We start from the raw sequence: 22,727 nt of genomic DNA, 5'->3' as shown, positions 1-22,727 counted from the left end.
CGGCGTGTCGGTGCACAGACACGCACGCTCGCGCCAAGGGCGGCTACGTGACATCGTCATGCTGACCGGCGGTGAACGACGGCTCCCGCGCCGGTTCGGGTATCGGTGCGGGCGCCTCGATCACCGAGGCCTCGTCGTCGGGGATCGCGGTCTGCGCCTCGCGCTTGGCCTTCCGTCTGTCATGCAGGCGGGCGATCTGGATGGCGAACTCGAGGAGCACCGACAACGCCACGCCCAACGCGGTCATCGAGAACGGGTCGGACCCGGGCGTGAAAACCGCGGCGAACACGAACATCCCGAAGATCAGGCCGCGCCGCCAGGACTTGAGCCGCTCATAGGTCAGCACACCCGTCATGTTGAGCATGACGATGAGCAACGGGAATTCGAAGCTGACGCCGAACACGACCAACAGGTTGATCAGAAACCCGAAGTACCGGTCCCCGGACAGCGCGGTCACCTGCACGTCGCTGCCGACGGTCAGCAAGAAGCCCAGCGCCTTGGACAGCACGAAGTAGGCCAGGATCGCGCCCGTGACGAACAGCACCGCTGCGGGAATCACGAATCCGACCGCGAAGCGACGCTCCTTTTGGTACAGCCCCGGCGTGATGAACGCCCAGAGTTCGTAGAACCACACCGGGCAGGCCAGCACCACCCCGGCGGTCAGCCCGACCTTGAGCCGCAACATGAACTGGTCGAACGGCGCCGTGGCCAGCAGCCGGCATTGGCCGTCGGCGCTGATGCTGGCGCGCGCCGACTGCGGCAGGGAGCAGTACGGGTGGCGCAGCCACTCGCCGAGGCTTTCCAGCCCGAAGATCGAGTGCGAATACCAGAAGAACCCGAAGATCGTGGTGATCAGGATGGCGGCCAGCGAGAGCAGCAACCGGGTGCGCAGCTCGGTCAAGTGATCGACGAGCGACATCGTCGCGTCGGGATTGGTTCGGCTGCGCCTGTTACGCGGATTTAGGCGCTTCAGCACGCCGGCAGTGCGCGCTGAAACCTTGAAAAATTTCACGACGCTCGTTCAGTAGCGCTCGGGCCCCGCGACGATGACGACGGGCTACGCAGGGCGGGCTTCGGAGTGCCCCTGCTCGGCCGCCGGAGCGTCGACGCGCTGCGACTGCACGGGAGTGGGGTTCGCCGCGGAGGGGGCGCTGTTGGTCGTGCTGTTGGTCTCCAAAGCCGACGACTCGGCTTTGTTCTCGGTCTGCATTTCGCGCAGCTCAGACTTGAAGATGCGCATCGACTTGCCCAACGAACGTGCTGCATCGGGGAGCTTCTTGGCACCGAAGAGCAGGATCACCACCACAGCGAGGATCGCCCAGTGCCACGGACTAAGACTGCCCACTTTGATTACCTCCAGACGTCTACCCGATGCTACCGCAGTGCGGCGATACACCGGACCGACCGCGCCGTGGCCTCAGGGGGTGAGGTCCCGGTAGGAGTCGAGGGCCTCCGCCGCCGCACCCCGGACACGACCTGCCAGGGACTCCGGTTCAAGCACCCGCACCGCAGCCCCGAAGCCCAGCACCAGCCGGGTCATCCAGTCCTCGGAGGCGTAGGTCATCACCGCCTCCCAGGAACCGTCCGGCAGCTCACGCACTTCGCGCATCGGGTAGTACTCGAACATCCACGACGCCGACGGCGCGATCCGCAGCTTCGCCGACGGGAGCGACGGGTCGCCGTCGAACAGGGATGTGTCCGGCGGCGCCTGCAGCGCCAGCTCGGGTGGCGCGGCCGGCTCGTCCAACTCGGTGGCGTCGACGATCCGGTCGAAGCGGAACAGCCGCACCCCTTCGGCCTCCCGCGACCAGGCCTCCAGGTAGCTGTGGCCGCCGATCAGCAGCACGCGGATGGGGTCGACGATCCGGCTGGTCAAGGTGTCGTGCGAGGCGGAGTAATAGTCGATGGCCAGCGCGTGTTTGGACTGCACCGCCGTGCGCACCGCGGCCGCGGCGTGGCTCTCCGCGGGCGCCTGCTCCGCGACCGCAGCCGCCGACCCGGTGGCGTCGTGCCCGACGGCGCCGGCCGCGGCCTCGATCTTGGCGATTGCGCTGCGCGCCGCCTCCGGATCCACCACGCCGGGAATGTCGGCGAGCGCGCGCAGGGCCACGAGCAGACCGGTGGCCTCCGGCGAGGTGAGCTTCAGCGGCCGGTCGATGCCCGCGGAGAAGGTGACCTCGATGGTGTCGCCGGCGAACTGGAAGTCGATCAAATCGCCCGGGTAGTAGCCGGGCAGCCCGCACATCCAGAGCTGGTTGAGATCCTCTTCCAGTTGCTTGGCGGACACTCCGAGGTCGGCGGCCGCTTTGGTCCGGGTGACCCGCGGGTTGGCTTGGAAGTACGGCACCATGTTGAGCAGCCGGATCAGGCGCGTGGATATGGCAGTCACGACAGCCCCCCGTCCACGTGCGAGCGAAGCCGCGCCAGCACGTCCTCGCGCAGCTGCTGCGGCTCGAGCACGACCGCGTCGGCCCCATAACCGGCGATGTCGCTCGCCAGCCGATCGCTGGACCCGATCTCCAGTTCGATCACCTCGCCGTCGCGGTCGCCCAGTTGCCGCGTGCCGGTAGACCTCCCGGCGCGGCGCAGCGCGGTGGCCCGTCCGTCGGCGACCCAGACCCGCGCCAGCCCACCGGTCGGCGTCTCGGCGATCGTCCGGGCCACGATCTGGCGCAAGTCCACATCCGCGGGCACCACCACCGCCCCGGGCGGCCCGATCGGCCGGACCTCGGCGCCGATCCGCGACAGCCGGAAGGTGCGGGTGGCGTCGCGGTCGCGATCGTGCCCCACCAGGTACCAGCGGCCCTTCTGGGTGACGACGCCCCACGGCTCCACGGTGCGCAGGCTGTACGGCTCGGCGCGCGACGGCCGGTGCGGGAATTGCACCGCCTGCCGGGAATCGATGGCCGACAGCAGGACTCCGAGAACCTCTTCCGAGCCGCGCAGCCCGGGCACCCCGGCCGGTGAGGCGATGGCCACCGGCGCATCTGGGTCGACGTCCACGCCGGCGGCACGCAGCTTGAGCAGCGCACCCTGGGTGGCGGTGATCAATTCGGGTGACTCCCACAGTTGGGTCGCGACGGCTACCGCGGCCGCCTCGTCGGGGGTCAGCTCGACCGCCGGCAGCGCGTAGGCGTCCCGGTTGATCCGGTATCCCTCGGTCGGATCCATCGCCGACGCCCGGCCGACCTCGAGCGGGATGCCCAGGTCGCGCAGCTCGTTCTTGTCCCGCTCGAACATGCGCGAGAAGGCCTCGGCGCTCGGGCTGTCCGCGTAACCGGCCACGCTGGACCTGATCTTCTCCGCGCTGATGTAGCCGCGGGTGGACAGCAGGGCGATGACGAGATTGACCAACCGCTCGACTTTCGAGGTTGCCATTCGCACCAGGTTATAGCCGGCGCCCGCCGCGCGCCTGCACCGGTTGGCGCGTCGCAATTTTCACAATTGGCACATCAGTCACGGGTTCGCCGGGACCACCGGCTCGACGGATTTGATAGCGCCCGCGATATCAAGTTTGTGGCTCGAGCACCGGAGCGGTCGAGCTACATGCTGGCGATCAGCCGCTTGACCCGCTCGTCGACCGCCCGGAACGGGTCCTTGCACAGCACGGTCCGCTGGGCCTGGTCGTTGAGCTTGAGGTGCACCCAGTCGACGGTGAAGTCGCGGCCCGCGGCCTGAGCGGCGCTGATGAACTCACCGCGCAGCCGCGCCCGGGTGGTCTGCGGCGGGTGGTCGACGGCCTCCGCGATCTCCTCGTCGGTGGTGACGCGGGCCGCCAGGCCCTTGCGCTGCAGCAGGTCGAACACGCCGCGCCCGCGCTTGATGTCGTGGTAGGCCAGGTCCAGCTGAGCGATCTTGGGGTCGGACAACTCCATGTTGTAGCGGTCCTGGTAGCGCTGGAACAGCTTGCGCTTGATCACCCAGTCGATCTCGGTGTCCACCTTGGCGAAGTCCTGGCTCTCGACGGCGTCGAGCTGACGCCCCCACAGGTCGACGACCTGCTCGATCTGGGCGTTGGGCTCCCGGGTCTGCAGGTGTTCGACGGCACGGGTGTAGTACTCGCGCTGGATGTCCAGGGCGCTGGCCTGCCGGCCGCCGGCCAGCCGCACGGGCCGCCGACCGGTGACGTCGTGGCTGACCTCGCGGATGGCGCGGATCGGGTTGTCCAGCGAGAAGTCGCGGAACGGGACGCCGGCCTCGATCATCTCCAGCACCAACGCGGCGGTTCCCACCTTGAGCATGGTGGTGGTCTCGCACATGTTGGAGTCGCCGACGATCACGTGCAGCCGCCGGTACTTCTCGGCGTCGGCGTGCGGCTCGTCCCGGGTGTTGATGATCGGCCGGCTGCGGGTGGTGGCCGAGGAGACGCCCTCCCAGATGTGCTCGGCCCGCTGGGACAGGCAGAACGTCGCCGCCTTAGGGGTCTGCAGCACCTTGCCGGCCCCGCAGATCAGCTGGCGCGTAACCAGGAACGGCAGCAGCACGTCGGAGATCCGGGAGAACTCACCGGCCCGCACAATCAGGTAGTTCTCGTGGCAGCCGTAGGAGTTGCCGGCCGAGTCGGTGTTGTTCTTGAACAGGTAGATGTCGCCACCGATGCCCTCGTCGGCCAGGCGCTGCTCGGCGTCGATCAGCAGGTCTTCCAGCACCCATTCGCCGGCCCGGTCATGGGTGACCAGCTGCACCAGGCTGTCGCACTCGGCCGTCGCGTACTCGGGGTGACTGCCCACGTCAAGGTACAGGCGGGCGCCGTTGCGAAGAAAAACGTTGGAGCTGCGCCCCCACGACACGACCCGCCGGAAGAGATAGCGGGCGACCTCGTCCGGGGACAGGCGGCGATGACCGTGGAAGGTGCAGGTGACACCGAACTCGGTCTCGATGCCCATAATTCGTCGCTGCACGTAATCGAGGGTACTGGTTGTCCGACCGGGACGGTGCGGAAGCCGCGCCTACGGTTGCGAACGAGTTTCGCGCGGCCCGCCAGGACCGCACTTGGGGACCGTAACGGGACGTCGGCAGCTCCGACACCAGCGGCCCCGATGTTCAGCCCATAGCGAAAAGCGGACGAGGTGGGCCCGAGTCAGCCCGCGGAGTCGCCGTTGGATTCGCGCGCTTCGCCGTTGGTTCCCGGCTGCTTCGAATCGCCCTCTTGCAGCAGGCCTTCCAGCGTGGCCCGGTTGATGCGCCGGAAGGCGCGTCGCGGCCGGTTGACGTCCAGGATGGCGACCTCCAGGCTGCCCACGTCCGGAGAGGGCTGATCCCCGCCGGAACCGTCCGTGCCGCTGGCGCGCAGCGCCTTGACGGCGATCTTGGTCGCTTCGCGCAGGTCGGCGTTCTCGGCGTAGGAATCCTTGAGCGCAGTGGTAATCGGCTCGGTAGTGCCGCCCATCACCACGAAGTGCGGCTCGTCGGCGATCGACCCGTCGTAGGTGATGCGGTACAGCTCAGGTGGTTTCGTCTCGCCGTAGTGCGCGACCTCGGCGACGCACAATTCCACCTCGTACGGCTTGGCCTGCTCGGTGAAGATGGTGCCCAGGGTTTGCGCGTACACGTTGGCCAGCTGGCGTCCCGTGACGTCGCGGCGGTCATAGGCATAGCCCCGGGTGTCGGCGAACTGGATTCCGCCGCGGCGCAGGTTGTCGAATTCGTTGAACTTGCCGGCGGCCGCGAAGCCCACGCGATCGTAGAGCTCACTGATCTTCTGCAGGGATCGCGACGGGTTCTCCGCCACGAAAAGCACACCTCCGGCGTAGACCAGCGCCACCACGCTCTTGCCGCGTGCGATGCCTTTGCGGGCGAGCTCGCTGCGCTCGCGCATCGCCTGCTCGGGCGATATGAAATACGGGAAACTCACTTCTCACCGCCATCGGGGCCGAAAGTGTCTGCGCGTGAGCGGCTTTCGATCACCTCGCGGGCAAGCTCGGCGATTCGGCGCTCGGGCACCTCGGTCGCCCCCTCGGCGCCGATGGTGACCGCCGTCGGGTAGATGCCGCGCACCAGGTCGGGCCCGCCGGTGGCGGAGTCGTCGTCGGCGGCGTCGTAGAGCGCCTCGACGGCCACCCGCACCGCGGAATCGGCGTCGACGACCCGCGAGTACAACTTCTTGATGGAGGACTTGGCGAAGATCGAGCCCGACCCCACCGACTGATAGCCCTCTTCCTCCAAGTTCCAGCCGCCGGCGGCGTCGAACGAGACGATCCGGCCGGCGCCCTCGGGGTCAGGCGAGTGGATGTCGTAGCCCGCCAGCAACGGTAGAGCCACCAGGCCCTGCATCGCGGCGGCCAGGTTTCCGCGCACCATGATCGCCAGCCGGTTCACCTTGCCGGCAAACGTCAGCGGCACTCCCTCGAGCTTTTCGTAGTGCTCGAGTTCCACGGCGTAGAGGCGGGCGAACTCGACGGCGATCGCCGCGGTGCCCGCGATGCCCGTCGCGGTGTAGTCATCGGTGATATACACCTTTTTCACGTCGCGCCCGGCGATCATGTTGCCCTGGGTGGAGCGGCGGTCCCCGGCGATGACGACGCCGCCCGGATATTTCAGGGCGACGATCGTGGTGCCGTGCGGCAGCTGCGAGCCCATCCCATCGGAACGGGCGCTGCCGCCGAGGCTCGCCGGCAGCAGCTCCGGCGCCTGGCGGCGCAGGAATTCAGCAAACGACGACAGGTCTACGGCGGGATTTCTGGAAAGGGCCGAACCCGGGAATGGGAAGTTAGTGGACAGGCGATCGGAGGAGGGCCAGGTCACTGTCCGCCCTTTTGGACGTACGCCCGGACGAAATCTTCGGCGTTCTCTTCGAGGACGTCGTCGATCTCGTCGAGCAGATCGTCGGTGTCCTCGGCGAGCTTCTCGCGGCGCTCCTGGCCCGCGGCCGTGCCGTCGGCGAGATCGTCGTCGTCGCCACCACCACCGCCACGCTTGGTCTGCTCTTGAGCCATCGCCGGCCTCCTGCTTCATCTGAACTTGTTCAGCGGCTTGCTTGCCTTTAAGCCACACTGCTCGCTGGTATCTCTACCCTACCGGTCAACGCCGGCGTTCCCCGGTTTAACCGGCTCAGCTGGTGAGTTGTTCAACCAGTTCCGCGGCGCTATCCACCGAGTCCAGCAGCGCCCCGACGTGCGCCTTGCTGCCCCGCAGCGGCTCCAGCGTCGGAATGCGCACCAACGAATCACCGCCGAGGTCGAAGATCACCGAGTCCCAGCTGGCCGCGGCGATGTCGGCGCCGAACCTGCGCAGGCACTCGCCGCGGAAGTACGCCCGCGTGTCGGTCGGCGGGTTGTCCACCGCCTCCAGCACCTGGTGCTCGGTGACCAGCCGCTTCATCGAACCGCGGGCGACGAGCCGGTTGTACAGGCCCTTGTCCAGCCGGACATCGGAATACTGCAGGTCGACGAGGTGCAGCCGCGGCGCCGACCAGTTCAGGTTCTCGCGCTGGCGGAAACCCTCGAGCAGCCGCAGCTTGGCGGGCCAGTCGAGCACCTCGGCGCATTCCATCGGGTCCCGCTCGAGTTGGTCGAGCACCTGCGCCCAGGTCTCCACGATGTCGGCCGCGCGGGGATCGGGGTCACGGCTGTCGACGAGCTTCGCCACCCGATCCAGGTAAATCCGTTGCAACGCAAGGCCCGTCAATTCCCGCCCGTCGGCCAGCGCCACGGCGACTCGCAGCGACGGATCGCGGCTGATCGCATGGACGGCGTGCACCGGCCGCGCCAGTACCAGGTCACTCAAGTCGATCCCGTGTTCCGGGCCGACCTCGATCAAATCCAGCACCAGCGCCGTCGTGCCCAGCTTCAGGTAGGTCGACGTCTCGGCGAGGTTGGCGTCGCCGATGATGACGTGCAGCCGGCGGTACCGGTCCGCGTCGGCGTGCGGTTCGTCGCGGGTGTTGATGATCCCGCGCTTGAGGGTGGTCTCGAGGCCGACCTCGACCTCGATGTAGTCCGAGCGCTGCGACAGCTGGAAGCCGGGCTCGTCACCGGAGGGCCCGATGCCGACCCGGCCGGAGCCGGTCACCACCTGGCGAGACACCAGAAAAGGGGTCAGTCCCGCGATGATCGACGAAAACGGCGTCTGCCGCGACATCAGGTAGTTCTCGTGCGACCCGTAAGAAGCGCCCTTGCCGTCGACGTTGTTCTTGTAGAGCTGTAACTTGGCGGCCCCGGGCACGCTGGCGACGTGCCTGGCCGCGGCCTCCATGACGCGTTCGCCGGCCTTGTCCCAGATCACCGCGTCGAGCGGGTCGGTGCACTCGGGCGCCGAGTACTCGGGGTGGGCGTGGTCGACGTAGAGGCGCGCGCCGTTGGTCAGGATCATGTTGGCCGCGCCGACCTCGTCGGCGTCGACCACCGGCGGCGGCCCGGCCGAACGGCTCAGGTCGAAACCGCGGGCGTCCCGCAACGGTGATTCCACCTCGTAGTCCCAGCGAGTGCGCTTCGCGCGCTGAATGCCGGCGGCCGCCGCGTAGGCCAGCACCGCCTGGGTCGAGGTGAGGATCGGGTTGGCGGTCGGGTCCGACGGCGACGAGATGCCGTACTCGACCTCCGTCCCGATAATCCGTTGCATGCGTTCAGCGTAGGCCGGACGACGATCTGCCCTCGCGCAGGGGGAAATCTGCCGGGCAGGAGGTCGCTGCGCCACTAGGGTGACCGGATGTGAACGCAACTCGGCGCCGCACGCCGGACCGCGGGCGGGCAGCGGCGGCTGAACAGTGGTTCTTGGAGCGCGGGTTGCCGTCGGTGCTGACCCGACGGGGCCGGTGGCGACGATTGTGGCCGCGGTGCGCCCCCGCGCTGGCGGCCTGGGCGGCGGTGGAGCTCTGCCTGCTGGGCGTCTATTTCATCAGCGACGGCAACGAAGTCTTCATCAACGGAACGCCGACGGCCCACCAGTGGGTGATCCTGACGCTGCTCGCGATCGCTCTCCCACTGGCCGCGCTCGCCGGTTGGCTGGTGTCGCGGACGTCGAGCGGGGGCAGCCGCGCGACCGTCGCGACCGCGGCACTGGCCCTCGCGGTCGCGTGCGGTGTCATCGAATCCGGCCCCGTCCAGTTGACCCGGGACGCCGTCATCCTGGTGCTGGTGGTGGTGCTGACAGGCACCGGCGTCGGGTCGGTGGTCGCCTGGGCGGTGCGCATGACGATGGAGCACCTATCCACCGTCGGCACGCTGGCGGTGCGCGCCTTACCGATCGTGCTGCTGACCGCGTTGGTGTTCTTCAACACCTACGTCTGGCTGATGGCGGCGAACATCAACGGCGAAAGGCTCTCGCTCGCAATAATTTTCCTGCTCGGCATCGCGGGGACCTTCGTCGTGTCCAAGACCGTGGAACGGGTCCGGCCGCTGCTGAAGTCGACGGCGTCGCTGCCCCAAGGCAGCGACAACCTTGCCGGCACGCCGTTTGCGACGATGCATGAGCCCGCGGCCGGCACCCCGCTGAAACGCGCGGAACGCCTCAACGTGGTGTTCCTGCTGGCGACCTCACAACTCATCGAGATCCTGGTGGTGGCCGCCGTCGGCGCGACGATGTATCTGATCCTCGGCCTGATCATCTTGACGCCACCGCTGCTCAAGGAATGGGCGCACAACACCGCCACCACGTCGACGGTGTTCGGCTTCACGTTTCCGGCGCCGGATTCACTGATCCACATGTGCCTGTTCCTTGGCGCGCTGACGTTCATGTACATCAGCGCCCGCGCGGTCGACGACGCCGAGTACCGGGGAATGTTCCTCGACCCGCTGATCGACGACCTGCACACGGCCCTGGCGGCCCGCAACCGCTACCGCGGCGCCGTCGCGCCGACCGCGCGCGCTGTTGACGGCACCGACGGTAGTGACTAACTTCACCGTGTGTCCGCCCCCGAGTCCGACCGCGCCGTCGGCAAACACGCACTCGACCTGGCAGGAAAACGCTACGGCGAAGTGCTGCTGGTAACCGCCGGCGAGGCCGGCCCGCAGGCAACGGTCTACAACAGCTTCCCGCTCAACGACTGTCCCGCCGAGCTGTGGTCCGCGCTCGACCCGCACGCCATCGCCGCCGAAAACGGCGTGGCCGCAGCCCTGCTCAACGGTCCGCGGTACTGGCTGATGAACGCCATCGAAAAGGACGCCCAAGGCCCCCAGATCACCAAGACCTTCGGCGGGATCGAGATGATCCAGCAGGCCACGGTGCTGCTGTCGTCGATGAACCCCGCGCCCTACATCCCCAACAAGGTCAATCGCCACACGATCTTCGTCTTCAACGCCGGCGAACAGGTCTACGAGCTCATCGACCCCCAAGGACAGCACTGGGTGATGCAGACCCTGAGCCAGGTCGCCGACCCCAACCTCTCGCAAGCGGATCTGCCCGGGCTCGCCGAGCGGCTCGACCTCCCGGCGGGGTGGACCTACCAACCGCGCGTGCTCACCGACGAGTTACGCGTCGACACGCGGACCCGGGCGGCCCAGGTGTTGCAGGACAACCTGACCAACAGCTATTCGCTGGTGACCGACTGACCCTGAGGCGGCACCGCGCCACGCTCGAACCACGACGTGTGCGTGGCCTCAGGCGCGGCGCGGCGCGGAGCCCTACAGGTACTGACCCAGGTTGGATTCGGTGTCGATGGCCCGCGATGCGCTCGAGCTCTTGCCGGTGACCAGGGTGCGGATGTAGACGATCCGCTCGCCCTTCTTGCCCGAAATCCGCGCCCAGTCATCGGGGTTGGTGGTGTTGGGCAGGTCCTCGTTCTCGGCGAACTCGTCGACGATCGAGTCGAGCAGGTGCTGGATGCGCAGACCCGGTTGCCCGGTCTCGAGCACCGACTTGATCGCGTTCTTCTTCGCCCGGTCGACGACGTTCTGGATCATCGCCCCGGAGTTGAAGTCCTTGAAGTACATGACTTCCTTGTCACCGTTGGCGTAGGTGACCTCCAGGAACCGGTTGTCGTCGATCTCGGCGTACATCCGCTCGACGACCTTCTCGATCATCGCGGCGATGCAGGCCGCCCGGTCGCCCCCGAACTCGGCGAGGTCGTCGGCGTGCACCGGCAGCGACTCGACCAGGTACTTCGAGAAGATGTCTTGCGCCGCTTCGGCATCCGGCCGCTCGATCTTGATCTTCACGTCCAGACGGCCGGGCCGCAGGATCGCGGGGTCGATCATGTCCTCACGGTTGGAGGCGCCGATCACGATGACGTTTTCGAGGCCCTCCACGCCGTCGATCTCGCTCAGCAACTGCGGGACGACGGTGGTCTCGACGTCCGACGAGACGCCGGTGCCGCGGGTACGGAAGATCGAGTCCATCTCGTCGAAGAACACGATCACCGGCGTTCCTTCGGACGCCTTCTCCCGCGCCCGCTGGAAGATCAGCCGGATGTGACGCTCGGTTTCACCGACGAACTTGTTCAGCAGCTCGGGGCCCTTGATGTTGAGGAAGTAAGACTTCGCCTCGCGGGCGTCGTCACCCCGGACCTCGGCCATCTTCTTGGCCAACGAATTCGCCACCGCCTTGGCGATCAGCGTCTTCCCGCAGCCGGGCGGGCCGTACAACAGCACACCCTTCGGCGGGCGCAGCGCGTACTCCCGGTACAGCTCCTTGTGCAGGAACGGCAGCTCCACGGCGTCGCGGATCTGCTCGATCTGGCGCGTCAGACCACCGATGTCCTGGTAGCTGACGTCGGGCACCTCTTCCAGCACCAGGTCTTCGACCTCGGCCTTGGGAATGCGCTCGAACGCGTAGCCGGCCTTGGTGTCCACCAGCAACGAGTCGCCCGGCCGCAACTTGCGCGGCCTGGTGTCGTCGTTGAGCGCGTCGGGATGACCCTCCGGCAGGTCCTCGGCCACCAGCGGCTCGGCGAGCCACACGATGCGTTCTTCGTCGGCATGACCGACGACCAACGCCCGGTGTCCGTCGGCCAGTAGTTCGCGCAACGTCGAGATCTCGCCGACGGATTCGAACGTGCCTGCCTCGACGACCGTCAGCGCCTCGTTGAGCCGCACCGTCTGGCCCTTCCGCAGCGATCCGACGTCGATGTTGGGAGAGCACGTCAGCCGCATCTTGCGACCCGAGGTGAACACGTCGACCGTCTCGTCTTCGTGCGAGCCCAGCAACACGCCGTAGCCACTCGGCGGCTGCCCGAGCCGGTCGACTTCCTCACGCAGCGCGAGTAGTTGCTGGCGCGCCTCTTTGAGCGTCTCCATCAACTTCGAGTTGCGGGCCGCCAGCGAATCGATCCGGGCTTCGAGCTGATGCACATCGCGCGCAGAGCGGGCGCTGCCTTGCGCCCCGGCTGCATGCTCGAGTTGCTCGCGCAGCAACGCTGCCTCGCGGCGTAATTCTTCCAATTCGGCAGCATCGCCGCTGGACATGCCTGACTCGCGGGGGGTACCGAATGATTCAGAACGCTCTGAGCCACCCATGTTGCGCTCCTTTCCCACACCGAATTGGCGCGGTGGATACTTCAACGCTACCGGCGATTGGCCAATGATGCGCGGAGTCAAATACCCACGAAAAGTTAAGATTTTCGTCTCGCTGGTAGTCTCGGCCACTAATCTCGCTGATCGAAAGGGCCGCCGTGACCGCAAAAAGCCTCGCCACAGGCTTTCTCGGCACGGCCGCGGTCGGCGTGGCGACCGCGGGTGTGAGTTCAGTTGCACCCGTTGGCTCGACCGCGCGGCGGGTGCCCGCGTCGGGAAGCGTCCCCACCCCCCGGCCGGCCTGATCGACTGGATGCGCCGACACCTGTCCGCAGCCGTGAGCGCCGCCACTGTCTTGGCGGCGGTCGGGATCTCGGGATGTTCGTCGCATCAACAACCCCGCATCGCCTCCTCCGTGCCTGCGGCGCCCCCGGCCACGTCGAGCACGGTTGTCGTACCTCCGACTACCCCGCTGCCGACGCCTGAAGCCCTTACCGACATCTTGACCCGGTTAGCCGACCCGAACGTACCCGGTATCAACAAGGTGAGTTTGGTCGAAGGCGCCACCCCCGAGAGCGCGGACACCTTGGACAAGTTCACCAACGCGTTGCGCGACAACGGCTACCTGCCGATGACCTTCGTCGCGCACGACATCGCCTGGTCGGACAAGACCCCCGCCAACGTGGTGGCCAACATCGACGTCAACACCGCGCAGCGGGCCAACGCCAGCTTCCACTTCCCGATGGAATTCACGCCCTTCCAAGGCGGTTGGCAGTTGTCCCGGCGAACCGCCGAGATGCTGTTGGTGCTGGGCAAGTCACCCGCGGTGACACCGCCGCCCACCCCTGCACCCGTTCCCGAGCCCACCCCCGCACCGCCACCCGGCCCCGCCCCGGCTCCCGCGCCCGGCCCGACCCCGACTCCACCCGGTTGACCCGCGGCATGTGGATCGGCTGGCTCGAGTTCGACGTGCTGCTCGGCGATGTCCGGTCACTCAAACAGAAGCGGTCGGTGATCCGTCCCGTCGTCGCCGAGCTGCAACGCAAGTTCAGCGTGTCGGCGGCCGAGACCGGTTCGCACGACCTGTATCGACGCGCCGGCATCGGCGTGGCAACGGTGTCCGGCGACCGCAGCCATGCGGTCGACGTTTTGGATGCGGCCGAGCGGCTGGTGGCCGCGCACCCCGAGTTCGAGCTGCTGTCGGTGCGACGGGGACTGCAGCGCAGCGACGATTAAGGGCTGGCTAGCCGTCGCGGCCCTCGCGTTTGCGCCCCAACGGCGCAGGCGCGACGACGCCCGGCGCGAGCCGCCGCGCGAAAACCAGGAACGCCGTGTGCCCGCGCATGGAGTGCTGCGGCCGAACGGCCAGGCCGACGACGTTCCAGCCGCGTTGCAGCGTCTCCCACGACCGCGGCTCCGTCCAGCACTGCTGGGCCCGCAGGGCCTCGACGACCCGCGACAGTTGGGTCACCGTGGCGACGTAGACCATCAGAACGCCGCCGGGGATCAGCAACCGGGCGACCGCGTCGAGCACCTCCCACGGCGCGAGCATGTCGAGCACGGCCCGGTCGAACGAAGCGTCGGGCCAATCGGAGTCGGCGATGTCGCTGACGATCAGCTCCCAGTTGTCCGGCGGCCGCCCATAGAACACCGAGACGTTGCGGCGAGCGTGCTCGGCGTGGTCGGCGCGCTGCTCGTAGGAGACCACCCGACCGTCGGGGCCGACCGCGCGCAGCAGCGAACAGGTGAGCGCCCCCGACCCGGCCCCGGCCTCCAGCACCCGCGCACCCGGGAACATGTCACCCTCGTGCACGATCTGCGCGGCATCTTTGGGATAGATGACCTGCGGCCCGCGGGGCATCGACATGATGTAGTCGACCAGCAGCGGCCGCAGCACCAAGAAGGGCGCACCGTTGCTGGACTTGACGACAGTGCCCTGCTCCAGCCCGATCAACGCGTCGTGGGCGATCGAGCCGCGATGGGTATGAAACTCCGCGCCGGGCGTGAGCGCCATCGTGTAGTGCCGGCCTTTGGCGTCGGTGAGTTGAACGCGTTCCCCGACGGTGAACGGGCCGGTTGCGGACACGCCGTCTAGCGTGCCAGCCGACTCGCCGTGGGCGGTGCTCGGGGTTGTCGGCACTCGGTTCTACGCTGCGCACATGACCGACCAGCCGCAGGCACTCGCGCGGCCGGCTGCGCGACCGGTTTCGAAACCGGTTTCCAAACCGGCTTCGAAACCGGCGTTGTCGCCGTCGCGGGCGGCGGACTTCAAGCAGTGCCCGCTGCTGTACCGCTTCCGGGCGATCGACCGGTTGCCCGAGGCGCCGTCGGCGGCACAGCTGCGCGGCTCGGTGGTGCACGCCGCCCTGCAGCAGCTCTACGGGCTGCCCGCCGCCCAGCGGGGTCCCGACACCGCGCTGGCACTGGTCGAGCCGGCCTGGGACCAGGTAATCGCCGCGGCGCCCGAGCTGGCCGGCGAGTTCGATCCGGACCAGCGCGGCCAGCTGATCACCGAGGCTCGGGCGCTGCTCTCCGGCTACTACCGGCTCGAGGACCCGACCCGCTTCGACCCGCAGTGCTGCGAGGAGCGCGTCGAGGTCGAGCTCGCGGACGGCACCCTGCTGCGCGGATTCATCGATCGGATCGACCTCGCCGCCACCGGGGAGGTGCGGGTGGTCGATTACAAGACCGGCAAGGCCCCGCCTGCGGCGCGGGCCCTGGCCGAGTTCAAGGCGATGTTCCAGATGAAGTTCTACGCGGTGGCCCTGCTGCGCACGCGCGGGGTCCCACCCGCCCGGCTGCGGCTGATCTATCTCGCCGACGGGCAGGTGTTGGACTATTCGCCCGACCACGACGAGTTGCTGCGCTTCGAGAAAACCCTGATGGCGATCTGGCGCGCGATTCAATCCGCCGGCCAAACCGGCGATTTCCGCCCCAGCCAGTCGCGGTTGTGCGACTGGTGCCCCCACCAGCAGCACTGCCCGCTGTTCGGCGGAACCCCGCCAACCTATCCCGGGTGGCCGGATATCGCTCTGGCGCAAGGTGTTTCGCAACCGACCGAACCGGCGGCGTGACCGCCGGGCGGTCCACCGGTGTGACGAGAGTCATTACGGCGTGAGCGCCCGGACGCAATAGTTCACCGGCAAGTGCGGTAGGCTGTTGTCAACGTTGGCGCCGAATGGCTCGCCAATACGTCGTGATCGATTCGTTATTTCCTCTCAGATCCCCGCGGGGCGCCGAGTCCGAGATGACCAGGTGCGCACCGCACAGCCTCGAGTCGCGGCGATCGATGTTGCCAGACAGGCAATCTCGCTACCACCGACGCTTTAGGGACAGTGAAACATGCTTGAAGACACTACATTTGCTCACCTCGGGGTGAGCCCATCGCTGGTTGACGCGCTCGCCAAGGGCGGCGTCGATCGGCCGTTCCCGATCCAGATTGAAACACTGCCGGATACGCTTGCCGGCCGAGATGTGTTGGGCCGCGGCAAGACCGGCAGCGGCAAGACGCTCGCCTTCTCGATCCCCCTGGTGAGCCGGCTCGACGCCGGTAATCGCCGGCCCGGCAAGCCGACCGGCCTGGTGTTGGCGCCCACGCGCGAACTGGCGACCCAGATCGCCGCGACCATCGCGCCGCTCGCCGCGGTTCGGGGCCTGCGCGTGACCACCGTCTTCGGCGGCGTGCCGCAGCACAAGCAGGCTTCGGCGCTGAAATCCGGCGTCGACATCGTCGTCGCCTGCCCGGGCCGGCTGGAAGACCTGATGAAGCAAGGCATCGTCAAGCTGAGCGCGGTGCAGGTGACGGTCATTGACGAGGCGGACCACCTCGCCGATCTGGGCTTCCTGCCCACCGTTACCCGCATCCTCGCGGCCACGCCCACGGGCGGGCAGCGGATGCTGTTCTCGGCCACCCTCGATGCCGCGGTCGACACCCTGGTGAAGCGATTCCTCACCACCCCCGTGACACGATCGATCGCAGAACCGACGTCCCTGACTCCCGCCATGACACATCACCTCTTCTGTGTCGACGGGCCGCAGGCCAAGAAGGAGTTGGTGCACCGGCTGGCCGCGGGAGATTCCCGGCGAATCCTGTTCATGCGCACCAAGCACCAGGCCCGGAAGCTGGCCCGCCAACTCACCCAATCGGGCATCGCGTCGGTGGAGTTACACGGCAACCTGTCCCAGAACGTGCGCGACCGGAACCTGGCGGCGTTCGCGACTGGACAGGCGCGAGTGCTCGTCGCGACCGACATCGCCGCGCGCGGCGTACACGTGGACAACGTCGAGCTCGTGGTCCACGTGGACCCGCCCGCCGAGCACAAGGCCTATTTGCATCGATCCGGCCGCACGGCCCGGGCCGGCGCCTCCGGTGACGTGGTCACCATCGCGCTGCCCGAGCAGCGCCGGGACACCGAGTCGATGATGCGCAAGGCCGCCATCCGCGCCGTTCCCCAGCAGGTCACCGCGGCGTCGCCCGTCATCCACGCCCTAGCCGGTGAGCCCGCGCCCCGCCAGTCCGTCGCACCGGCGCCGGTGGAGGTCCGTCGGTCCTCGGCCACCCTCGCTTCCCCGCGCGGCGCATCGGCCACGCGTCCCAGGCGGCGGCGGTCCCGTCGCCCCGCCACCGCGTCCCGGTAAGCGGTCGCGCCCCACGGTGGCGATCCGCCCAGCCCCCATGCCGTCTAGTCGAGCGGGGTCATCTCCTGCAGCATCGTGGGGATGAGCTCGCTGACGGTGGGATGGATGTGCATGGTGCGAGCGAGCGTCGTATAGGGCGCTTTGGCCGACATGACGTCCAGGATCTCGTGAACGGCCTCGTCGCCGCCGACGCCGAAGATGGCCGCTCCCAGGATCTGCTGGGTGTCGGCATCCACAACCACCTTCATAAAGCCTTGCGTCTCACCCTTTTCCACCGCGCGGCCGACCCGTGTCATCGGCCGCTTGCCCACCAGCGCTTTGCGTCCCGACGCACGGACCTGGTCGACGGTCATCCCGGCCCGCCCCAACGGGGGGTCGATGTAGAGCGCGTAGGTGGGGATGCGGTCGCTGACCCGGCGTGGGTCGTCGTCGAGCAGGTTGGCCGCGACGATCTCGAAATCGTTGTAAGAGGTGTGGGTGAAGGCGCCCTTGCCGTTGCAGTCCCCCATCGCCCAGATGTGGTCGACGTTGGTCTTGAGCTGGTCGTCGACGACGATGTAGCCGCGGGTGTCGGTCCGCACGCCGGCCGCCTCGAGGCCCAGGTCGTCGGTGTTGGGCCGCCGGCCCACGGCCAGCAGCAGGTGACTCCCGGCAATCGGAGCGCCGCCGGCGCTCGGGGTCAGCTCGAAACCATTGTCGGTCTTGGTGATTCGCACGTCATCGGCACCGACCACGACGTCGATGCCCTCTTCCTCCAGGACGCTGCGGACGGTGGCCGACACGTCCTCGTCCTCGCGGGACGCCAGCCGCGAACCCCGCTCGACGACAGTCACCCGGGCGCCGAAGCGCCGGTACATCTGGGCGAACTCCAGCGCGATGTAGCTGCCGCCGAGGATGACGAGATGGCTTGGCAGCGCGTCGAGTTCGAGGATCGAGACGTTGGTGAGGAATTCCACGTCGGAGAGCCCGGGGATTTCCGGTACCACCGCGCGACCGCCGACGTTGAGGAAGATCCGGTCGGCGTGTAGCACGTCGTGCCCGTCTTGGTAGTCGACACGCAACGTGTGCGGATCCTCGAACCGGGCGTGCCCGCGAAAGACGGTGCAACCGTCCATTCCCGCCAACCAGTCCTCGATGCCCTTACGGTCGCTCAACATGATTTCGTCCTTGCGCGCCTTGACTTTCGCCATGTCCACGCTGACCGGTCCGGTCGCCACACCGTAATCCGCGCCGCGGCGCGCGAGGTGAGCGGCGTACGCGCTGGCCACCAGGGTCTTGGTCGGGATGCACCCGGTGTTCACGCAGGTGCCACCGATCAGTTTGCGCTCCACCAGCGCGACCCGCTGCCCGGCCGCCGTCAGTCGCCCCGCCAGCGGTGGGCCGGCCTGCCCGGCGCCAACGATGATCGCGTCGAAATGCTGTGTCACTTAACCGCCGTCAGCAGGTATTCCGTCAACACGTGACCCGTGACCGCGGCGATGGCGAACCCGCCCACGATCGCGACCGCGTCCTCCAGCAGCGCGATGGGCAGGTCCTTGCCGGCCACGGCGGCCAGCCGCTTGCGCGCCTGATAGCCGCCGAGCGTGCCGAGCACCGCGCCGATGACGCCGGCTCCCAGCGCGGTGAAGGTCCAGTGCGGCCAGGCACCGAGCGCCGCGCCCGCCAGTCCGCCCATGACGATCCGGGCGGCGAAGATCGGCGGCGCCGTGCGGGCCGGCGTCTTGGGCAGCTTGTCGTTGACCAGCTCGCCGACCGCGAGGACGGTGAAGACGACGACCGTGATGATGTTCGCCAGCCACGACGCCCACGTGCCATGCAGGTCGAGCCAGCCGAGATAGGCCGCCCAAGCGACCACCGCGGGGGCCGTCAGCGAACGCAGCCCGGCGACGACACCAATCAGTAGAGCCAGCAGCAGAATCAGGAAATGTGTCATGGGTAGCTCCTGTGGAGGTGGACCACCAGAGTCGGTCCCCCGGCGGTAAGAGTCTTTCATCGGGTGGGTGCGGGCGCCAGCGTAGCCAGCGAGACGGCGATCGGCTCCTTTCTTCGGCGGCGACCCGTGTGGTCTCAGCTCAGCATGGAGACGACTCGCTGGAATGTATACGACTGTAGACCTGACATGGCACCGTTGTCTACACTTGCAGATATGGCCAATGCCAAGAAGCAGTCCGCAGCGCCTCGCCCTCGCAACGCGGCCAAGACCCGCGCCGACATCCTGGCCTCGGCACTGCAGGCCTTCGCACGGCATGGCTATGACGGCGCCGGGGTCCGCGAAATCGCGCGCGACGCCGGGGTGACCGCAATGCTGATCAACCGCTACTTCGGATCCAAGGAACAACTCTTCGCCGAGGTGGTCGAGGCCGCGTTCGCGCCGCCGGCGTTCTTCGGCGATGACTCGGGGTCACTGGCACACGATGCCGCCGACAACCTTGTCGCGTTAAGCGCACCCGAGATCGAGCAATTGGGCAGGTTCCCCATCATGCTGCGGTCGGTACCGAACCCCCGCGCCGCCGAGATCGTGCGCGATGCTCTCGGGCGCCATGTGGGGAGACGGCTCGCCTCGCGGCTACCCGAACCGGACCAGTCCCTCCGCGCGGAGCTGATCCTGTCGGTCATCGCCGGGGTGTGGTTGATGCGCAGCGTCATCCAGACGCCCGGACTCACCGAAGCCGCGGCAGACCGCCTGACGGACGCGGTGACGGCGGTTATTCAGACCCTGATCGACATGCCCCTGGACGGCCGATCAGAACCGGCAGAACCGGATGTCTGAAGCCAGAATTGCTTTGGCGCCGATGGCGGCCAGCTCGTCCATGATCTCGTTGACGCCGCGGCGGGGCACCAGCGCGCGGATCGCGACCCAGTCCGGATCGGCGAGCGGCGCGATGGTCGGTGACTCCAAACCCGGCGTGATCGCCGTGGCCCGTTCCACGACCGAACGCGGGCAGTCATAGTCGAGCATCAGATATTGCTGCCCGAACACCACACCCTGGATGCGCGCCACCAGTTGATCGTGCGCCGCCCGCGTCCCGTTCGGACCCTCTGGGCCGGCGTGCTCGATCAGCACCGCCTCCGAGTCGCACAGCGGATCGCCGAAGGCCACCAGGTCGTGCAGGCTCAGGGTGCGCCCGGAGCCGACCACATCGGCGATGGCGTCGGCCACCCCGAGCTGCACCGAGATCTCCACCGCCCCGTCGAGTCTGATGACGGTCGCTTCAATGCCACGCTCCGCCAGATCTTTTCGGACGAGATTGGGGTAGGCGGTCGCGATCCGCTTCCCTGCCAGATCCGCCGTCGTCCACTCACGCCCGGCCGGGCCCGCATAGCGAAAGCTCGAAGACCCGAAACCCAATGCCAGCCTCTCGCGCACCGGCGCATCCGAGTCGCGGACCAGATCGCGTCCGGTGATCCCGAAATCGAGCTGCCCCGAACCCACATAGATCGCAATGTCTTTGGGCCGCAGGAAGAAGAACTCGACCTGGTTGACCGGGTCGATGACGGTGAGGTCCTTGGAATCGGTGCGGCGGCGGTAGCCCGCCTCCGCCAGAATTTCGCTGGCCGGCTCGCTCAGCGTGCCCTTGTTGGGAACCGCTACCCGCAGCATCGTCACAGCTTCCGGTAGACGTCGTCGAGCGACAGGCCACGCGCGATCATCAACACCTGCGTCCAATAGAGCAACTGGCTGATCTCTTCGGCCAGCGCCTCGTCGGGTTCGTGCTCGGCGGCCAGCCACACCTCGCCAGCCTCCTCGAGGATCTTTTTGCCCAACCCGTGGATGCCACCGTCCAGCGCGGCAACCGTCGCGCTGCCGGCCGGCCGGGTACGGGCGCGCTCGCCCAATTCGGCGAACAGATCCTCAAACGTCTTCACGGCCAGCGATTGTTTCACGCGGCAGCGCGCACAGTCACGGCGGTTTCCCGCCGGCGACGTTTTGAGCCGCCCGATCAGCCGAACCCGGCGAGCGTCATGAGCAGCGCCTCTTCGAGCTGAACGTGAAACTCCGCGCCGTCGGCGGGCTGGGTGAGCCAGCGGTCGATGACGAATTTGGCCGTGGCCAAGCTGGTGTGCACCAACAGCGCGGGCCGGATGTCCGCCGCTGCGTCGACGCCCATGCGGGACGCCACTTGCTCGACGAATTCACGATGTTCGGTCTCGGTGACCAGCACCGATTGGCTCAACAGGCGCGGGGCGGTGGCGATGGCCAGGCGCCAGGTGTCCAGCGTCTGGACTTCGATGACCTCTTTGGCGCGCGCGACGAATAGCCGGATCAACGCCTCGACAGGTGACTCGTCCGGTGGTCTCGCGCCGTAGGACTCGACGATCTCGGCGCTGGCCTCCCGGACTGGACCGACCAGCAGGCTCTCCTTGGTGGGCGCGTACCGGAAATAGGTGCTGATCGATACGCCGGCCGCCGCGGCGATCTCCTCGGTCGTCACCGCGTCGAAGCCGCGTTCGGCGAAAAGCCGCTGGGCGGTCTGCTGGATCTGCGAAACTAGCTCAGCACGACGGCGGTCTCGTAACGAGCCGGTGTTTGCTGAGGGCATGCCTTCACCTTCGTCAATCCGACAGTTCGACCCCGCGGCGTCGTGCAGCAACGAACTCAGATGAGTGACTCTACACTATTGAAAGTCCCTATCAAGTAGGCTAGTGTGATGCGGCACACACCGTTGAACTGCGTAATCGTGGAGCCTGTTGACACTATTTTAATAAAGATGACTTTCGACGGCGCCCGAGCGCGCCTGCACGGCACTCATGGAATCTGGGGGGAAAGAGGGCCGATGGAAGCCGTAGCTGGTATTCGATGATGGCCGCCGTGAGTTTGCTAGACATACGACGAATAGCCGCGCTATGACCACCGGATACGACGGCGTCACCGCCATTCAGCAATGGTCCATCGGATACGTCAAGCGTCACCCGGTCGCGTCATTGACCACCGTCGGCGAACAATTCGTCCTCGGCGTGCGCACCGCCCAATATTTCTTCTTCGACCTGATGACCGGGCGATTCCAATGGCAGGAGTTCGTCCGCCAGGGCGCATTCATGGCCGGCACCGCCGTGTTGCCGACCATCCTGGTGTCACTGCCGATCAGCGTCACGCTGTCCATCCAGTTCGCCCTGCTGGCCGGCCAGGTCGGCGCCACGTCGCTGGCCGGGGCCGCCAGCGGGCTCGCGGTCATCCGGCAGGGGGCGTCACTGGTGGCCGCGGTGCTGATGGCCTCGGCGGTCGGATCGGCGATCACCGCCGACCTGGGCTCGCGAACGATGCGCGAGGAGACCGACGCGATGGAGGTGATGGGCGTGTCGGTGATCCGCCGGCTGGTCGTCCCCCGCTTCGCCGCCGCGGTGATGATCGGTGTGGCCCTCACCGGCGTCGTGTGCTTCGCCGGATTCTTCGCGAGCTACATGTTCAACGTGTACTTCCAGAACGGGGCCCCAGGCAGCTTCGTGTCGACGTTCGCCTCCTTCGCGACCACCGACGACATGATCCTGGCGCTGGTGAAGGCGGTCGTGTTCGGCGCCATCGTGGCCATCGTGTCGAGCCAGAAAGGCTTGTCCACCAAGGGCGGGCCGACGGGTGTCGCGAATTCGGTGAACGCGGCGGTGGTCGAGGCCATCCTGCTGCTGATGATCGTCAACGTCGCCATCAGCCAGCTCTACATCATGTTGTCGCCCAGGACGGGGCTATGACATGGACGGAGCTATGAC

Annotated in this window: 24 protein-coding genes; 8 read left to right on the top strand and 16 right to left on the bottom strand. The window is 67.5% G+C overall.

Features of this window, described 5'->3' with window-relative positions; genetic code table 11:
* Positions 1 to 43 precede the first annotated feature (43 nt).
* The 9 genes from tatC to dop all read right to left on the bottom strand — a co-directional run bounded on the left by tatC (position 44) and on the right by dop (position 8,559).
* A complete protein-coding gene (gene tatC, locus BRW65_RS07660) occupies positions 44 to 1,012 on the bottom strand; it encodes a twin-arginine translocase subunit TatC (RefSeq protein WP_139272920.1) in 969 nt (322 codons plus the stop codon).
* A 45-nt stretch (positions 1,013 to 1,057) separates the two neighbouring features.
* Entirely contained in the window at positions 1,058 to 1,345 is a 288-nt protein-coding gene (tatA, locus tag BRW65_RS07655; protein ID WP_073873171.1) for a Sec-independent protein translocase subunit TatA, read from the bottom strand.
* A 72-nt stretch (positions 1,346 to 1,417) separates the two neighbouring features.
* The gene (locus BRW65_RS07650) at positions 1,418 to 2,389 is read right to left on the bottom strand and encodes a helix-turn-helix transcriptional regulator (protein WP_073873168.1); all 972 of its coding nucleotides are present in this window, start codon (positions 2,387 to 2,389) and stop codon (positions 1,418 to 1,420) included.
* On the bottom strand, positions 2,386 to 3,378 hold the full coding sequence (locus BRW65_RS07645) for a helix-turn-helix transcriptional regulator (protein ID WP_073873165.1): 993 nt from the start codon (positions 3,376 to 3,378) through the stop codon (positions 2,386 to 2,388). The genes BRW65_RS07650 and BRW65_RS07645 overlap by 4 nt, the downstream gene beginning before the upstream one ends.
* Before the next feature lie 164 nt (positions 3,379 to 3,542).
* A complete protein-coding gene (gene pafA / locus BRW65_RS07640) occupies positions 3,543 to 4,901 on the bottom strand; it encodes a Pup--protein ligase (RefSeq protein WP_139272919.1) in 1,359 nt (452 codons plus the stop codon).
* A gap of 179 nt (positions 4,902 to 5,080) precedes the next feature.
* Positions 5,081 to 5,854 carry a proteasome subunit alpha gene (gene prcA / locus BRW65_RS07635; protein ID WP_073873162.1) on the bottom strand — a complete coding sequence of 258 codons (774 nt, stop codon included), beginning with the start codon at positions 5,852 to 5,854 and terminating at the stop codon, positions 5,081 to 5,083.
* The gene (prcB, locus tag BRW65_RS07630) at positions 5,851 to 6,744 is read right to left on the bottom strand and encodes a proteasome subunit beta (protein ID WP_073873159.1); all 894 of its coding nucleotides are present in this window, start codon (positions 6,742 to 6,744) and stop codon (positions 5,851 to 5,853) included. The genes prcA and prcB overlap by 4 nt, the downstream gene beginning before the upstream one ends.
* Positions 6,741 to 6,935, bottom strand: coding sequence for a ubiquitin-like protein Pup (locus tag BRW65_RS07625; RefSeq protein WP_073873156.1), 195 nt, complete (start codon positions 6,933 to 6,935; stop codon positions 6,741 to 6,743). The genes prcB and BRW65_RS07625 overlap by 4 nt, the downstream gene beginning before the upstream one ends.
* 115 nt (positions 6,936 to 7,050) lie before the next feature.
* Complete coding sequence (gene dop, locus BRW65_RS07620; protein WP_073873153.1) at positions 7,051 to 8,559, bottom strand: pup deamidase/depupylase; 1,509 nt, start codon at positions 8,557 to 8,559, stop codon at positions 7,051 to 7,053.
* Positions 8,560 to 8,648: 89 nt separating this feature from the next.
* Here dop and BRW65_RS07615 point away from each other — a divergent pair, with 89 nt between their 5' ends.
* Together BRW65_RS07615 and BRW65_RS07610 are read left to right on the top strand one after the other, a co-directional pair.
* Positions 8,649 to 9,833, top strand: coding sequence for a hypothetical protein (locus BRW65_RS07615; protein WP_073873150.1), 1,185 nt, complete (start codon positions 8,649 to 8,651; stop codon positions 9,831 to 9,833).
* Positions 9,834 to 9,842: 9 nt separating this feature from the next.
* Positions 9,843 to 10,487, top strand: a complete 645-nt coding sequence (locus BRW65_RS07610) for a hypothetical protein (protein WP_073873147.1) — start codon at positions 9,843 to 9,845, stop codon at positions 10,485 to 10,487.
* Between the two features lie 72 nt (positions 10,488 to 10,559).
* On the opposite strand, the gene arc is transcribed toward BRW65_RS07610, so the two are convergent.
* Positions 10,560 to 12,389 carry a proteasome ATPase gene (arc, locus tag BRW65_RS07605; protein WP_073873499.1) on the bottom strand — a complete coding sequence of 610 codons (1,830 nt, stop codon included), beginning with the start codon at positions 12,387 to 12,389 and terminating at the stop codon, positions 10,560 to 10,562.
* 310 nt (positions 12,390 to 12,699) lie between these two features.
* Between arc and BRW65_RS31670 the strand changes: the two genes are divergently transcribed.
* The gene (locus BRW65_RS31670; protein WP_073873144.1) at positions 12,700 to 13,320 is read left to right on the top strand and encodes a hypothetical protein; all 621 of its coding nucleotides are present in this window, start codon (positions 12,700 to 12,702) and stop codon (positions 13,318 to 13,320) included.
* 8 nt (positions 13,321 to 13,328) lie between these two features.
* A complete protein-coding gene (locus BRW65_RS07595) occupies positions 13,329 to 13,622 on the top strand; it encodes a DUF503 domain-containing protein (RefSeq protein WP_073873141.1) in 294 nt (97 codons plus the stop codon).
* A gap of 7 nt (positions 13,623 to 13,629) precedes the next feature.
* Here the strand turns inward: BRW65_RS07595 and trmI are convergent, their stop codons facing one another.
* Positions 13,630 to 14,472 carry a tRNA (adenine(58)-N(1))-methyltransferase TrmI gene (gene trmI / locus BRW65_RS07590; protein ID WP_073873138.1) on the bottom strand — a complete coding sequence of 281 codons (843 nt, stop codon included), beginning with the start codon at positions 14,470 to 14,472 and terminating at the stop codon, positions 13,630 to 13,632.
* A gap of 73 nt (positions 14,473 to 14,545) precedes the next feature.
* Between trmI and BRW65_RS07585 the strand changes: the two genes are divergently transcribed.
* Positions 14,546 to 15,460 carry a RecB family exonuclease gene (locus tag BRW65_RS07585; protein WP_073873135.1) on the top strand — a complete coding sequence of 305 codons (915 nt, stop codon included), beginning with the start codon at positions 14,546 to 14,548 and terminating at the stop codon, positions 15,458 to 15,460.
* 268 nt (positions 15,461 to 15,728) lie between these two features.
* Positions 15,729 to 17,024 carry a DEAD/DEAH box helicase gene (locus tag BRW65_RS07580; protein ID WP_073873132.1) on the top strand — a complete coding sequence of 432 codons (1,296 nt, stop codon included), beginning with the start codon at positions 15,729 to 15,731 and terminating at the stop codon, positions 17,022 to 17,024.
* A gap of 44 nt (positions 17,025 to 17,068) precedes the next feature.
* On the opposite strand, the gene BRW65_RS07575 is transcribed toward BRW65_RS07580, so the two are convergent.
* Complete coding sequence (locus BRW65_RS07575; RefSeq protein ID WP_073873129.1) at positions 17,069 to 18,451, bottom strand: FAD-containing oxidoreductase; 1,383 nt, start codon at positions 18,449 to 18,451, stop codon at positions 17,069 to 17,071.
* Positions 18,448 to 18,957 carry a DUF4126 domain-containing protein gene (locus tag BRW65_RS07570; protein WP_073873127.1) on the bottom strand — a complete coding sequence of 170 codons (510 nt, stop codon included), beginning with the start codon at positions 18,955 to 18,957 and terminating at the stop codon, positions 18,448 to 18,450. The genes BRW65_RS07575 and BRW65_RS07570 overlap by 4 nt, the downstream gene beginning before the upstream one ends.
* A gap of 144 nt (positions 18,958 to 19,101) precedes the next feature.
* Between BRW65_RS07570 and BRW65_RS07565 the strand changes: the two genes are divergently transcribed.
* Positions 19,102 to 19,794, top strand: coding sequence for a TetR/AcrR family transcriptional regulator (locus BRW65_RS07565; protein WP_244168024.1), 693 nt, complete (start codon positions 19,102 to 19,104; stop codon positions 19,792 to 19,794).
* Here BRW65_RS07565 and hisG read toward each other — a convergent pair.
* Genes hisG through BRW65_RS07550 form a run of 3 tightly spaced genes read right to left on the bottom strand, consistent with a single transcriptional unit; the run spans position 19,768 to position 21,565 of the window.
* A complete protein-coding gene (gene hisG / locus BRW65_RS07560) occupies positions 19,768 to 20,625 on the bottom strand; it encodes an ATP phosphoribosyltransferase (protein ID WP_073873124.1) in 858 nt (285 codons plus the stop codon). The genes BRW65_RS07565 and hisG overlap by 27 nt on opposite strands.
* Positions 20,626 to 20,627: 2 nt before the next feature.
* Positions 20,628 to 20,909, bottom strand: a complete 282-nt coding sequence (locus tag BRW65_RS07555) for a phosphoribosyl-ATP diphosphatase (RefSeq protein WP_067310353.1) — start codon at positions 20,907 to 20,909, stop codon at positions 20,628 to 20,630.
* A gap of 56 nt (positions 20,910 to 20,965) precedes the next feature.
* Positions 20,966 to 21,565 carry a TetR family transcriptional regulator gene (locus tag BRW65_RS07550; protein WP_073873120.1) on the bottom strand — a complete coding sequence of 200 codons (600 nt, stop codon included), beginning with the start codon at positions 21,563 to 21,565 and terminating at the stop codon, positions 20,966 to 20,968.
* 304 nt (positions 21,566 to 21,869) lie between these two features.
* Here BRW65_RS07550 and BRW65_RS07545 point away from each other — a divergent pair, with 304 nt between their 5' ends.
* Entirely contained in the window at positions 21,870 to 22,709 is an 840-nt protein-coding gene (locus BRW65_RS07545; RefSeq protein WP_073873117.1) for an MlaE family ABC transporter permease, read from the top strand.
* Positions 22,710 to 22,727 lie beyond the last annotated feature (18 nt).

Source organism: Mycobacterium paraffinicum (genome assembly GCF_001907675.1).
Taxonomy (GTDB): domain Bacteria; phylum Actinomycetota; class Actinomycetes; order Mycobacteriales; family Mycobacteriaceae; genus Mycobacterium; species Mycobacterium paraffinicum_A.
Note: the sequence above shows the minus strand (reverse complement) of the source record. Positions and strands in the feature narration are given on the sequence as shown.

Excerpts from the sequence above, each read along its gene's own strand:
- BRW65_RS07645 (WP_073873165.1), bottom strand. The coding sequence starts at position 3,378 with ATGGCAACCTCGAAAGTCGAGCGGTTGGTCAATCTCGTCATCGCCCTG.
- BRW65_RS07625 (WP_073873156.1), bottom strand. The coding sequence starts at position 6,935 with ATGGCTCAAGAGCAGACCAAGCGTGGCGGTGGTGGTGGCGACGACGAC.
- dop (WP_073873153.1), bottom strand. The coding sequence starts at position 8,559 with ATGCAACGGATTATCGGGACGGAGGTCGAGTACGGCATCTCGTCGCCG.
- arc (WP_073873499.1), bottom strand. The coding sequence starts at position 12,389 with ATGGGTGGCTCAGAGCGTTCTGAATCATTCGGTACCCCCCGCGAGTCA.
- BRW65_RS31670 (WP_073873144.1), top strand. The coding sequence starts at position 12,700 with ATGCGCCGACACCTGTCCGCAGCCGTGAGCGCCGCCACTGTCTTGGCG.
- BRW65_RS07595 (WP_073873141.1), top strand. The coding sequence starts at position 13,329 with ATGTGGATCGGCTGGCTCGAGTTCGACGTGCTGCTCGGCGATGTCCGG.
- BRW65_RS07585 (WP_073873135.1), top strand. The coding sequence starts at position 14,546 with ATGACCGACCAGCCGCAGGCACTCGCGCGGCCGGCTGCGCGACCGGTT.
- BRW65_RS07580 (WP_073873132.1), top strand. The coding sequence starts at position 15,729 with ATGCTTGAAGACACTACATTTGCTCACCTCGGGGTGAGCCCATCGCTG.
- BRW65_RS07570 (WP_073873127.1), bottom strand. The coding sequence starts at position 18,957 with ATGACACATTTCCTGATTCTGCTGCTGGCTCTACTGATTGGTGTCGTC.
- BRW65_RS07565 (WP_244168024.1), top strand. The coding sequence starts at position 19,102 with ATGGAGACGACTCGCTGGAATGTATACGACTGTAGACCTGACATGGCA.
- hisG (WP_073873124.1), bottom strand. The coding sequence starts at position 20,625 with ATGCTGCGGGTAGCGGTTCCCAACAAGGGCACGCTGAGCGAGCCGGCC.
- BRW65_RS07550 (WP_073873120.1), bottom strand. The coding sequence starts at position 21,565 with ATGCCCTCAGCAAACACCGGCTCGTTACGAGACCGCCGTCGTGCTGAG.
- BRW65_RS07545 (WP_073873117.1), top strand. The coding sequence starts at position 21,870 with ATGACCACCGGATACGACGGCGTCACCGCCATTCAGCAATGGTCCATC.